This window comes from Pseudomonas sp. HD6515 (assembly GCF_024971855.1).
Classification (GTDB): domain Bacteria; phylum Pseudomonadota; class Gammaproteobacteria; order Pseudomonadales; family Pseudomonadaceae; genus Aquipseudomonas; species Aquipseudomonas alloputida.
This window is the reverse complement of record NZ_CP079827.1, coordinates 5531462-5544022: the sequence shown is the minus strand read 5'-3', so window position 1 is coordinate 5544022 and position 12561 is coordinate 5531462. Positions and strand designations below refer to the sequence as shown.

General features: G+C 64.0%; 10 protein-coding genes and 4 pseudogenes. 8 read left to right on the top strand and 6 right to left on the bottom strand.

Going from position 1 to position 12561, the window contains the following annotated elements; all coding sequences use genetic code 11:
• The first annotated feature begins 38 nt into the window (after positions 1 to 38).
• Positions 39 to 2567, top strand: a complete 2529-nt coding sequence (hrpB, locus tag KW568_RS25555) for an ATP-dependent helicase HrpB (RefSeq protein ID WP_004576860.1) — start codon at positions 39 to 41, stop codon at positions 2565 to 2567.
• A 69-nt stretch (positions 2568 to 2636) separates the two neighbouring features.
• Here the strand turns inward: hrpB and KW568_RS25550 are convergent, their stop codons facing one another.
• Both KW568_RS25550 and KW568_RS25545 read right to left on the bottom strand, forming a co-directional pair.
• The gene (locus KW568_RS25550) at positions 2637 to 3155 is read right to left on the bottom strand and encodes a hypothetical protein (RefSeq protein ID WP_003249804.1); all 519 of its coding nucleotides are present in this window, start codon (positions 3153 to 3155) and stop codon (positions 2637 to 2639) included.
• Positions 3156 to 3241: 86 nt separating this feature from the next.
• Complete coding sequence (locus KW568_RS25545) at positions 3242 to 3898, bottom strand: YciC family protein (protein ID WP_004576859.1); 657 nt, start codon at positions 3896 to 3898, stop codon at positions 3242 to 3244.
• A gap of 167 nt (positions 3899 to 4065) precedes the next feature.
• On the opposite strand from KW568_RS25545, the gene KW568_RS25540 reads away from it, so the two are divergent.
• The 6 genes and pseudogenes from KW568_RS25540 to KW568_RS25515 all read left to right on the top strand — a co-directional run bounded on the left by KW568_RS25540 (position 4066) and on the right by KW568_RS25515 (position 8347).
• Entirely contained in the window at positions 4066 to 4824 is a 759-nt protein-coding gene (locus KW568_RS25540) for a DUF2076 domain-containing protein (RefSeq protein ID WP_003249808.1), read from the top strand.
• 161 nt (positions 4825 to 4985) lie between these two features.
• A complete protein-coding gene (locus tag KW568_RS25535; protein ID WP_004576858.1) occupies positions 4986 to 5465 on the top strand; it encodes an NYN domain-containing protein in 480 nt (159 codons plus the stop codon).
• Positions 5466 to 5474: 9 nt separating this feature from the next.
• Positions 5475 to 6110, top strand: a complete 636-nt coding sequence (locus KW568_RS25530) for a PolC-type DNA polymerase III (protein WP_004576857.1) — start codon at positions 5475 to 5477, stop codon at positions 6108 to 6110.
• Positions 6111 to 6228: 118 nt separating this feature from the next.
• Positions 6229 to 6771, top strand: a pseudogene (yedA, locus tag KW568_RS25525) (drug/metabolite exporter YedA); the annotation flags it as partial.
• A 43-nt stretch (positions 6772 to 6814) separates the two neighbouring features.
• Positions 6815 to 8146: a DEAD/DEAH box helicase gene (locus KW568_RS25520; protein WP_003249817.1), complete on the top strand. Its 1332-nt coding sequence runs from the start codon at positions 6815 to 6817 to the stop codon at positions 8144 to 8146.
• Between the two features lie 72 nt (positions 8147 to 8218).
• On the top strand, positions 8219 to 8347 hold the full coding sequence (locus KW568_RS25515) for a hypothetical protein (protein WP_256873205.1): 129 nt from the start codon (positions 8219 to 8221) through the stop codon (positions 8345 to 8347).
• Positions 8348 to 8581: 234 nt separating this feature from the next.
• Here the strand turns inward: KW568_RS25515 and KW568_RS25510 are convergent, their stop codons facing one another.
• The 4 genes and pseudogenes from KW568_RS25510 to KW568_RS25495 all read right to left on the bottom strand — a co-directional run.
• Positions 8582 to 9820, bottom strand: a complete 1239-nt coding sequence (locus KW568_RS25510; protein ID WP_103518006.1) for a TIGR03862 family flavoprotein — start codon at positions 9818 to 9820, stop codon at positions 8582 to 8584.
• 148 nt (positions 9821 to 9968) lie between these two features.
• On the bottom strand, positions 9969 to 10883 hold the full coding sequence (locus KW568_RS25505) for a histone deacetylase (protein WP_004576004.1): 915 nt from the start codon (positions 10881 to 10883) through the stop codon (positions 9969 to 9971).
• Between the two features lie 182 nt (positions 10884 to 11065).
• Positions 11066 to 11452 (bottom strand): annotated as a pseudogene (locus tag KW568_RS25500) (NAD(P)/FAD-dependent oxidoreductase); the annotation flags it as partial.
• Positions 11453 to 11600: 148 nt separating this feature from the next.
• Positions 11601 to 12047 (bottom strand): annotated as a pseudogene (locus tag KW568_RS25495) (histone deacetylase); the annotation flags it as partial.
• 231 nt (positions 12048 to 12278) lie between these two features.
• On the opposite strand from KW568_RS25495, the pseudogene KW568_RS25490 reads away from it, so the two are divergent.
• Positions 12279 to 12514, top strand: a pseudogene (locus tag KW568_RS25490) (chromate transporter); the annotation flags it as partial.
• Positions 12515 to 12561 lie beyond the last annotated feature (47 nt).

Here is a 12561-nt window from a genome sequence, read left to right as displayed (position 1 = left end):
GTTCGCCGTTATACTCGCGAGACTGTTCGAGGACCACCATGATTTCATTACCCATTGATGCTGCCTTGCCCGCCCTGCGCCAGGCTCTGGAAAAGCGTGACGAAGTGGTGCTTGAAGCGCCGCCTGGCGCTGGCAAGACCACCCGCGTGCCACTGGCGCTGCTGCACGAACCGTGGCTGGCCGGGCAGAGCATCCTCATGCTGGAGCCACGGCGCCTGGCTGCGCGGGCAGCGGCCGAACGGCTGGCCAGTGAGCTGGGCGAGCAGGTTGGGGAAACGGTGGGTTACCGCATCCGTCTGGACAGCAAGGTCGGCCCGAAAACCCGTATTGAAGTGGTGACCGAAGGCATCCTCACACGCCGCCTGCAAGCCGACCCGGCGCTGGAAGGGGTGGGCCTGCTGATTTTCGACGAATATCACGAACGCAGCCTGGATGCCGATCTCGCGCTTGCGCTGAGCCTTAACGGCCGCGAGTTGCTGCGTGACGACCCGCCCCTGAAGATTCTGCTGATGTCGGCGACGCTGGAAGGTGAGCGCCTGTCGCGGCTGTTGGACGACGCCCCGGTGGTCAGCAGCGAAGGGCGCATGCATCCGGTGGATATCCGCTGGGGGCGGCCGTTCCAGCCAGGCGAGTTCATCGAGCCACGGGTGGTGGACAGCGTGTTGCATGCGCTGGCTGACCAGGCCGGCAGCGTGCTGGTGTTCCTGCCTGGGCAAGCCGAGATCCGCCGGGTTCACCAAAGCCTTCAGGAGGCGCTGGGGGCGCGCCCCGAGATTCTGCTGTGCCCGCTGCATGGCGAGCTCGACCTCAATGCCCAGCGCGCCGCTATCGACCCGCCGGCCAAGGGCCTGCGCAAGGTGGTGCTGGCCACCAACATCGCCGAAACCAGCCTGACCATCGATGGCGTGCGCGTGGTGATCGACGCAGGCCTGGCCCGGGTGCCGCGCTTCGACCCCGGCAGCGGCATGACCCGCCTGGACACCCAGCGCATTTCCCGCGCCAGTGCCACCCAGCGCGCTGGGCGTGCCGGCCGCCTGGAGCCCGGCGTGTGCTACCGCCTTTGGTCCGAGGCCCAGCATGACCAGCTGGCCGCCCATGGCAGTGCCGAGATTCTCCAGGCCGACCTGGCCGGGCTGGCCCTGCAGTTGGCGCGCTGGGGTGTAACCCCCGAGCAGTTGCGCTGGCTCGACCAGCCGCCAGCTGCAGCGTTCGCCCAGGCCCAGGACCTGTTGGCGCGACTCAGCGCCTTCCGGCCGGGCAGCCGCGACACCCTCAGCGAACATGGCCAGGCCATGGCCGAACTGCCGGCTCACCCACGCATCGCGCACTTGTTGCTGCGGGGTCAGGACCTGGGCCTGGCACAGATGGCCTGCGATGTGGCTGCACTGCTGGGGGAGCGGGACATCCAGCGTGGCGGTGGTGCCGACTTGCACAGCCGGCTTGCGCTGGTCAGCGGTGAGAGCAAGGCTGCGCGTGGCGGCCAGGGGGGTGTGCAGCGTGCTCGTCAGCTGGCCCGGCAATACCGTGGCCTGTTGCGTGGCAAGGTCGGTGCACCGGTTGCCGACCCGGACCACCCACGCTGGCTGGGCGCCCTGTTGGCGCTGGCCTACCCTGACCGGGTCGCCCAGCAGCGCCGGGCGGGCGGGGCGGAGTATCGGCTCGCCAACGGCCGTGCGGCCCTGTTTGGCGAAGTCGATGCATTGATGAAGTGCCCATGGCTGGTGATCGCCGACCTGGGTAGCCGCCAGGGGCAGCGTGAGGAGCGGATCTATCTGGCCGCCGAATTCGATCCGGCGTTGCTCGAGGGTGTGCTGGCCGAACAGGTCGAGCGGGTCGATATCCTTGATTGGGACGAGCGCGAGCAGGTGTTGCGCGCCGAGCGCCAGGTGAAGGTTGGCGAACTGGTCCTCAGCCGCGAGCCGCTGCCCGGGCTGGATGATGAAGCCCGGGCCCGAGCGCTGCTTGGCCTGGTCCGGCGCAAAGGTTTGAACCTGCTGACCTGGACGCCGGAACTGCGGCAATGGCAGGCACGTGTGGCGCTGCTGCGTCAGCTCGACCTGCAGAAGGATGGCCACAGCGAATGGCCTGACCTGGGGGACGAAGCCCTGCTGGCCAGCCTGGAAGACTGGTTGCAGCCTTACCTGAGCAAAGTATCGCGCCTCAGCCACTTTGCCGCGCTGGACTTGCCGTCGATGCTGCGCAACCTGCTGCCCTGGCCGCTGCCGCAACGCCTGGAAGAACAGGCCCCGGCGCATCTGGCCGTGCCGTCCGGCTCGAACATCCGCCTGGATTACAGCGAAACCCCGCCGATTCTCGCCGTGCGTCTGCAAGAACTGTTCGGCCTTGCCGATACCCCGCGCATCGCCAACGGCCGGCAGCAGGTCAAGCTGCACCTGCTGTCACCGGCACGTCGGCCGGTGCAGGTGACCCAGGACCTGGCCAGCTTCTGGCGCACGACCTATGCCGAGGTGAAGAAAGACCTGAAAGGGCGCTATCCGAAGCATTACTGGCCGGACGACCCTCTGGTGGCCGAGGCTACGGCGCGGGCCAAGCCGAGAGGGCGCTGATGCACAGCACCGAGTGCGGCAGGCCGAAAAAATCATGTGCTGGGCACGACGTGTCAGTGGTCGTGCCATTCATCGTATTGCACCCGCCAGTGAAGCTTGATCTGCTTGCCTCAATAGGAAAGTGATCACTTCGCCTTCCTCGACGTTGAGCAAGGCTACCCACTCCCCACTCCTGTGCGGCGTATCCGTGAGGGCGCCGACCCTGTAGCCCCGCTGGTCGCGCAGATGGCAGACAAGGCCTTCATCTGTCAGCGCCAGCGGCTCGATTTTCCAGTATTCGCTAACGTCTGCATGCCAGTAAAAGCCCAGATAACCATTGCGGCTGACCCCTAGTTTCTTGGTCTCCGGGCGCCCAGGCATGCTGATGCGGTAGTGCAGGCGATCGTTGGTCCGCGAGTGGTAATGAAAGTCCATCACCGGCGAGTCCTGCCTTCCCCCCGCCTGCAACCAGTCATCCTCTGGGGTAATGCCCCAGCTGAACTTGTCTGAACTGCGGCTGAGGCGTAGTGGGATGTCCCGGTCGACGGCGCGCATGTACAACTTGCCGCGAAAAGACCTGGCGTACCTGGCCTGAATGGTTTCGTTCATGGTGCACTCCTAGAACAGCATTGAGGATGTGCACTCTGGCGCCAAGGCTGGGCAGCCCGGCAGGCCGAAAACATTCCCCGGTGGCCTCAGGTGCTGGCTTCGCCTTCCAGCAACATGAACAGGCGATACAGCACCACGGTGCTGAACAGTTGCAGGAAGCCGCTGAGGCTGTCCATGGCCAGTTCCATCCCAGGTGATGGCTCGGGGAAGGCCATCAGCAGCAGCCCGTCGATCAGCCAGATCGGTGCTAGCACGCCTACCACGCAGATCATGATGCGCATGAAATGCCCGGTGGTCATGCTTGCGCTGTCGCGCATCGCCTGTACCACCGGCCGGCCGCGCAGCACCAGCAGGTACTCGGCGAACACCAGGTTGATCATGATCCACACCCCCGGGAAGATGAACAGCGCAAGGCCGGCCATGATCAGTAGCGAGCTGATCAGGATCAGCAGGGCCAGTTGCGGCCACAGCTGCAGGGCGCGGGCGAACAGGTCGCGCTTGGCGATTTCCTGGCCGTTGCTGCGCGTGTCCAGGTACAGGATCAGGGCTGCGCTGTACAGCGGGTAGAACAACAGGCTGACCAGCATGCCGTAGGCCGGTGATGCCTGGTCGCCCAGCTGCCGGTACAGCAATTGGGTAACCAGGGCTTCCACCACCACCAGCGGCAGGCACAGCTGCAGGATGTTTGGCAGGTGACGGCGGAAGAAGTACAAGGAGTCGCGCAAAACGCTCAGCGGATTCATCAGTCAACATCGCATGGCAGTAAAAACAGGGGCCTAACTTTAGCCCAAAGCAGGCCTGGGGCTGTCACTTGCTGAAAAAAGTTTCACCGCAGCAGTGATTGAATCCCGCGCCTGTACGCCCCATCTTTGACGCTGTCCGATGTCCCGCTACCCCACGAGGTCGCCCCATGAACACTGAAGAACAAACCCTGATTGACGGCCTGTTCGGCCGCCTCAAGCAAGCCGAAGACCCGAGCCAGCCGCGTGACGCGCAAGCCCAGGCGTGCATCGAGCAGCACGTGCGTCAGCAACCGGCGGCGCCTTACTACATGGCCCAGGCGATTTTGGTGCAGGAGGCCGCGATCAAGCGCCTCGACGAACAGAACAAGCAGCTGGAAGCCGAGCTGCAGCAGGCCCGTGCCCAGGCTCAGGCGGCACAAGCCACCAGCAGTGCGCCGAGCAATGGCGGGGGTGGTTTCTTGTCCAGCATCTTTGGTTCGGGTGGGCGCAACGCAGCGCCGGCGGTGCAGCCACAGCGCCCTTCGGCGCCCCCTGTAGCGTCCGGTGGTGGCTGGCGCGAGCCGTCGGCCCCTGGTTTTGGCCAACCTCAGGCGCCGCAGCCTGGCTATGGCGCCGCGCCTGCGCGCAGCGGGGCCAGCAGCTTCCTTGGCGGGGCTATGCAGACCGCCGCCGGTGTGGCCGGTGGTGTGCTGCTGGCGCAGGGTATCAGCAGCCTGTTCAACCACAACTCGCAACCGGAAGAAGTGGTCGAGGTCATCAAGGAAGAGCCGGCGCCAGCCAGCGACAGTGGCGGCTGGAACGACCAGGGCGGGCAGCAGCAAGTGGCTGACAACGGTGGCTGGGGCAGTGACCAGGGCGGATACGCCGACGGTGGTTTTGGCAGCGATGACGGTGGGTTCTTCTCGGACGACGATTCTTACGTCTGACAGGTCTGGCATACTGCTGGCATTTCCGGGGGCGCTTTGCGCCCCTTCGCGGGCACGCCCGCTCCCACAGGTGTACGCGCGATACCTGTGGGAGCGGGCGTGTCCGCGAAGGTCTGCGCAGCAGCCCCCCCAGCACTCCAGGCCAAAAATGAGGTTCCCAGGTGAAAAAGATCGCGCTGTTCGCCGATGTGCAGAACCTCTATTACACCGTGCGCCAGGCCCACGGCTGCCATTTCAACTACACGGCCCTGTGGGCCGATGTCAGCCGCGAAGGCCAGATCGTCGAGGCCGTGGCCTATGCCATCGACCGTGGCGACAGCAAACAGCAGCAGTTCCAGCAGATCTTGCGCAACCTCGGTTTCGATGTGCGCCTCAAACCGTTCATCCAGCGCAGCGATGGCTCGGCCAAAGGTGACTGGGATGTGGGCATTACCCTGGATGTGATCGACGCGGCCAGCCGGGTCGACCAGGTGGTGCTGGCCTCCGGTGACGGTGACTTCGACCTGCTGCTGGAGCGGGTAATCCAGCGCCATGGCACCGAAGCGGTGGTGTATGGCGTGCCGGGGCTGACGGCGTTGTCACTGATCCGTGCTGCCACCCGCTACGTGCCCATCGAAGGCGCGCTGTTGCTCAAACACTAAGGTCTTTTCATGGAACGTATCGCTGTCATCGACTTTGAAACCACCGGCATTTCCCCCGGTACCGGCTGCCGTGCCACCGAGGTGGCGGTGGTAATGCTTGAGGGTGGGCGCATTGTCGAGCGCTACCAGAGCCTGATGAACGCTGGCGTGCCGGTGCCGGCCTTCGTCGCAGGGCTGACCGGCATCACCACCGCCATGCTGCGCAGTGCGCCGCCGGTGGAGAAAGTGATGAACGAGGTGGCCGAGTTCGTCGGTGGCACCCCATTGTTGGCGCACAACGCTGCTTTCGACCAGAAGTTCTGGGATTACGAGCTGAGCCGTATTGGCCGCAGCCGCAGCCAGCCCTTCGCGTGTTCCCTGTTGCTGTCACGGCGCCTGCTGCCCGCCGCGCCGAACCACAAGCTGGGCACTTTGACACGCTGGGCTGGGTTGCCAGACACGGGGACCGCGCACCGGGCCATGGCCGATGCCGAAATGGCCGCCAACCTGCTGCAGCATCTGGCGGGTGTGTTGCACCAGGACCACGGGGTTCAGCAACTGTCGCACGAGCTGCTTTGCCGGCTGCAGAAGACCCCGGCTGCGAAAGTGCGCGAAGCGCTGGCCAAGTACGGTCAGGGGCTGGCAGGTGATCGTCCCAGGCGATAAGCCAACCACACCGGATGCACCAGAATTGTGCCGCTCATTTGCACCCGTTCTGTAACGTCCCTTCACCCAGGCAGGCCGTTAAACTGAGGCACCCGTAAACGGATTTCGAGTTTTCCCCATGCCTGCCTCCCGTCGTTTCCCGCTGCTGCTGATTGGCGCCTTCCTGGCCCTTTATCTGGTCTGGGGTTCCACTTACCTGTTCATTCGCATCGGCGTCGAGAGCTGGCCTCCGATGCTCATGGCCGGTGTGCGCTTCCTGATCGCCGGTGGCCTGCTGTACGGCTTCCTGCGTTGGCGCGGCGTGCCGGCACCTACCTGGCCACAATGGCGGGCGGCAGGGGCGATCGGTTTCTTGTTGCTCAGCTGTGGCAACGGCGGGGTGACCGTGGCCGAGCATGCCGGCGTGGCTTCGGGCGTGGCGGCTTTGGCGGTGGCGACGGTGCCGCTGTTCACCTTGCTGTTCGGCCTGTTGTTCGGGCACCGCAATTCGAAGCTGGAATGGGCGGGGATAGCCCTTGGGCTGGTGGGCATCGGCCTGCTGAACCTGGGCTCCAATCTGCAGGCAAGCCCGATAGGTGCGGCGCTGATCATCTTCGCGGCAGCGTCCTGGGCGTTCGGCTCGGTGTGGAGCAAGACCTTGCCGCTGCCCCAGGGGCCGATGCGGTAAACTTGCCGCCTTCGCTGAACCCCCTGACGGTATTGCCATGAATTTCGCCAAACTCGGCCTGATCGAACCGCTGCTGCGCACGCTGCAGCAACTGGACTACACCACCCCGACCCCGGTGCAGGCCAAAGCCATCCCCGCCGTGCTGGCCGGCCGCGACCTGATGGCCGCAGCCCAGACCGGTACCGGCAAGACCGCAGGCTTTGCCCTGCCTGTGCTGCAGCGCCTGGCGCTGGAGGGCGAGAAGGTGGCCAGCAACTCGATCCGCGCCTTGGTGCTGGTACCCACTCGCGAGCTGGCCGAGCAGGTGCACAACAACGTGCGCGAATACGCCGAGAACCTGCCGCTGAGTACTTACGCGGTGTATGGCGGGGTCAGTATCAATCCACAGATGATGCGCCTGCGCCGGGGTGTCGACCTGCTGGTGGCTACCCCTGGCCGCTTGCTCGACCTGTTCCGGCAGAACGCCGTGAAGTTCAACCAGGTGCAGACCCTGGTGCTGGATGAAGCCGACCGCATGCTTGACCTGGGCTTTGCCGAAGAGCTGCAGTCGGTGTATGCGGCACTGCCGCGCAAGCGCCAGACGCTGCTGTTTTCCGCCACCTTTTCCGATCAGATTCGCATGCTGGCGGGGCTGGCGCTGAATGACCCGCTCAGTATCGAAGTGAGCCCGCGCAACGCCACGGCCACCAGCGTCAAGCAGTGGCTGGTGCCTGTGGACAAGAAGCGCAAGGCCGACCTGTTCTGCCACCTGCTGCGCAAGCAGCGCTGGAAGCAGGTGCTGGTGTTCGCCAAGACCCGCAATGGCGTCGATCAGCTGGTGGAGCGCTTGCTGGCCGAAGGTGTGAATGCCGACGGCATCCACGGTGATCGCCCACAGGCGACCCGCCAGCGTGCGCTGGACAGCTTCAAGGCCCGTGAGGTGCAAGTGCTGGTGGCGACCGATGTGGCGGCCCGTGGCCTGGATATCGATGACTTGCCGCTGGTCGTCAACCTTGACCTGCCGATCGTTGCCGAAGACTACGTGCACCGCATCGGGCGTACCGGGCGGGCGGGCAACAAGGGCGAGGCGATTTCGCTGGTGTGTGCGGATGAAGTGCAACTGCTGGCGGCTATCGAGGTGCTGACCCGGCAGACCCTGCCGCGTCATGAAGAGCCGGATTTCATCCCCGAGCACCGAGTACCGATGACCGATGCCAGTGGGCAGGTTATCAAGAAACCGAAGAAACCCAAGAAGCCGAAAGAAAACAGCGCCAAGCGCGGGCTGGGGCGCTGGATGGACAGCAGTGAAGCCGGCAGTGCGGAACCGGCGGTGAAGGCTGTACGCAAGGTGCCGAGCTTCAATGGTGGGCCGCGCAAGCGCAAGCCTTGAGGCTTTGGGGCCGCTTTGCGGCCCATTCGCGACGCAAGGCCGCTCCCACAAGGACTGCGCCAGGCTTTAGATGTGTACGGCGACTTTCAGGGCTTCCAGCGCCGGCTCGACCTTGATGCCCAGCGCTGCACCCAGCTCCATTACCCAGGGTTGATGGGCGGGTTTGCGGTGATGATGTTTCTCTACACTGCGCTGGGCTGAGGCTGAACACCGGCCTGTGGGAGCGGCCTTGTGTCGCGAAAGGGCCGCGAAGCGGCCCCGGCATTATTTGCATCGACGCTGAAACCCCGGGGCTGCTGTGCAGCCCTTTCGCGACGCAAGGCCGCTCCCACACGGATCGCGCCAGCTTCCAGAAATTGAGCAAGACAGTTGCTCCCACATGGGCTGCGCAATCTGGATTGACGCAGTACTTGTGGAAGCCGCCCTGGCAAGCTGTCAGGAAGCCCGCACCCAGTCCGCCGCTGCCCGCCCGGCACGCAAGCCGCTGGCAAAGCACGCCGTGAGCAGATAACCCCCGGTCGGCGCCTCCCAGTCCAGCATCTCGCCGGCACAGAACACCCCCGGCACGGCCTTGACCATCAACCCCTCATCCAGCCCCTCGAAGCGGACCCCGCCGGCACTGCTGATCGCTTCATCCAGCGGCCGCGTGCGTACCAGGGTGATGGGCAATGCCTTGATGGCCCGGGCCAAAGCATCAACGTCGGCAAAGGTCGCCTGATCGGTCAGTTCGCGCAGCAGTGCGGCCTTGACCCCATCAATCCCCAGCTGGCTGTGCAGGTGCTTGGCCATGGAGCGTGAACCGCGTGGTTTGGCCAATGCCTGGGCAATCTTGTCCACAGGCTTGTCCGGCAGCAGGTCGAGCAACAACACCCCGCGGCCTTCACGGTGGATGGCCTCGCGTACCGGTGCCGACCAGGCGTACACCAGGCTGCCTTCCACACCGTGGGCGGTGAGGATGAACTCGCCCTTGCGCGGTGCGCTGCCCGGGACGCTGAGGGCGATGTTCTTCAGCGGTGCGCCCGCGAACTTGTCCTTGAGCAGCGCGCTCCAGCCCTCTACTTCAAAACCGCAGTTGCTCGGCTGCAAAGGCGAGATATCCACAGCCCGTTCTGCCAGCAGCGGTTGCCAGCTGCCGTCAGAACCCAAGCGCGCCCAGCTGGCGCCACCCAGCGCCAGCACCACGACCGAGGCTTTCACCTGCCGTTCGCCCTGTGGATAAGCAATTCGCAAGCTGCCATCGGTGTTCCAGCCCAGCCAGCGATGGCGGGTGTGGATAACTACCCCGTTGTCGCGCAGGCGCTTGAGCCAGGCACGCAGCAACGGTGCGGCTTTCATGTCGGTGGGGAACACCCGGCCCGAGGTGCCGACGAAGGTTTCGATGCCCAAACCATGAATCCACTGGCGCAACGCGTCAGCATCGAAGTCGCGTAGCAGGGCCCCGATTTCGCCTTGGCGTTCGGCATAGCGTGCTACGAACGCCGGGTAGGGCTCGGAATGGGTGATGTTCATGCCGCCGACGCCCGCCAGCAGGAACTTGCGGCCCACTGAAGGCATGGCATCGAACACCTCGACCGCCAGGCCTGCCTTGGCCAGTGCTTCGGCAGCCATCAGGCCGGCGGGGCCGCCACCGATGACGACAGCGGGGGGAGGGGATGCGGGGGTCAGATCGGGCATGGTGGGCAGCAGGCTGTGGAAAAGAGGCGCATTCTACCGCAGCGCTGCCCATGGAAGCACTGATCAAAAAATAGCCAGTGTTATACAGGCCTTGCCAGTAAAGGGCTACAGCGCCTTTCGCGCAGGTTATCCACAAGCGGTTCCACAGTCATTGTGAACAACCTATGACACGTGCCGCGCTGTGGTGAAGGATGCCGTGGCGTCTGGCCAAGGCTGTGCGGTCCTTGCTGTAGCCTCCGCCGATCACGCCCATCACCGGGATATCGCGGCCCAGGCAGTGGCGCAGCACGGCTTCGTCACGGGCGGCAACGCCTGCGTCGGTCAGCTGCAGGTAGCCCAGGGCGTCGTCCTTGTGCACATCGACACCGGCGTCATACAGCACCAGGTCGGGTTGATAAAGCGGCAACAGGTAGTTGAGGGCGTCGTCCACCACCTTCAGGTAGGCAGTGTCGCCCATGCCTCGGGGCAGGGGGATGTCCCAGTCGCTTTGTGCCTTGCGGGCGGGGAAGTTCTGCTCGCAGTGCAGCGACACGGTGATGGCCTCGGGCGTGTCGTGCAGGATGCGCGCGGTGCCGTCACCCTGGTGCACGTCGCAGTCGAAGATCAGCACCCGGTGTACCCGGCCTGCTTCCAGCAGGTAGCGGCTGATGACCGCCAGGTCGTTGAAAATGCAGAAGCCGGCGGGGTGGTCGTAATGGGCGTGGTGGGTGCCACCGGCGAGGTGGCAGGCGATGCCGTGCTGAAGTGCCATCTCGGCAGTCAGCAGTGAGCCCCCGACAGCGCGCACGGTCCGCCGGGCCAGGGCCTCGCTCCAGGGCAGGCCGAGGCGGCGCTGGTCCTCGCGCGACAGTTCGCCGTTCATGTAGCGCTCAATGTAGCTGCGGTCATGGGCCAGGGCGAGGATGTCGTTGGGGCAGATGTCCGGGCGCAGCAGGGCCTGGTCGGTGGTCAGCCCGCTGCCGACCAGGTGGTCGTGCAGCAGGCGGAACTTGTCCATCGGGAAGCGGTGTTCAGCGGGGAACTCCGGGCTGTAATCTTCGTGGTAGATCAACGGCAACGGCATGGATGGGGTCGCAATCAGGGCCAGTGCTGATCTTGCCATGACGGGTGACTGCAATGGGAGTACCTGTTTCTTGCGCCGGTACCGGCCCTTTGTGGGAGCGGCCTTGTGTCGCGATTGGGCTGCGCAGCAGCCCCAGCAATGTGTGCATCTGCGCTGAAATTTTGGGGCTGCTGCGCAGCCCAATCGCGCAGGCGCTTGAGCCAGGCACGCAGCAACGGTGCGGCTTTCATGTCGGTGGGGAACACCCGGCCCGAGGTGCCGACGAAGGTTTCGATGCCCAAACCATGAATCCACTGGCACAACGCGGCAGCATCGAATTCGCGTAGCAGGGCCCCGATTTCGCCTTGGCGTTCGGCATAGCGTGCCACGAACGCCGGGTAGGGCTCGGAATGGGTGATGTTCATGCCGCCGACACCTGCCAGCAGGAACTTGCGGCCCACTGAAGGCATGGCATCGAACACCTCGACCGCCAGGCCTGCCTTGGCCAGTGCTTCGGCAGCCATCAGGCCGGCGGGGCCGCCACCGATGACGACAGCGGGGTGAGGGGATGCGGGGGTCAGATCGGGCATGGTGGGCAGCAGGCTGTGGAAAAGAGGCGCATTCTACCGCAGCGCTGCCCATGGTAGCACTGATCAAAAAATAGCCAGTGTTATGCAGGCCTTGCCAGTAAAGGGCTACAGCGCCTTTCGCGCAGGTTATCCACAAGCGGTTCCACAGTCATTGTGAACAACCTATGACACGTGCCGCGCTGTGGTGAAGGATGCCGTGGCGTCTGGCCAAGGCTGTGCGGTCCTTGCTGTAGCCTCCGCCGATCACGCCCATCACCGGGATATCGCGGCTCAGGCAGTGGCGCAGCACGGCTTCGTCACGGGCGGCAACGCCTGCGTCGGTCAGTTGCAGGTAGCCCAGGGCGTCGTCCACCACCTTCAGGTAGGCAGTGTCGCCCATGCCTCGGGGCAGGGGGATGTCCCAGTCGCTTTGTGCCTTGCGGGCGGGGAAGTTCTGCTCGCAGTGCAGCGACACGGTGATGGCCTCGGGCGTGTCGTGCAGGATGCGCGCGGTGGCGTCACCCTGGTGCACGTCGCAGTTGAAGATCAGCACCCTGTGTACCCGGCCTGCTTCCAGCAGGTAGCGGCTGATGACCGCCAGGTCGTTGAAAATGCAGTCAGCATGACCATTTCTTACATGTAAACTTATTTAGTAAAAGGCCAATAAAATAATAGGGTTATTGCGTTTTTTTGCGAAATGATGAATTGTGATCCAGGGGTAATTATTATTTACCTATTGGTTCTGTAAACAATGAACCCTTATAAAATCAAGCTCGTGCGATTCGAAAGTGGCGAACGGTTTCCTGTCCTTTGTACAAGGCGAGACGGTATGCCCGTGCTCAGTGGGAAGTACACCGCCCTTCTGACCAGAATCACAGCGGGTACGGTTGGCGTGATCCTCAACTTGGCGCTGTCCTTCGGCTACCACATGCGTTGGCCCAATGGATTTGAAGACGCTTTCGATTGGTCACCTGCGCTGATTGCAGTCGGTGCTGCGCTAGCGCTCTTTCGATTCAAACGGAGTGTGACTAGGTATTGTACGCCTCTGCATTGGCCGGACTTATTATCCAAATCATTAAATAATGCTGAACGTCCTGCCTGTTTTGACGGGAAGCAGTCGTCAGCAGGCA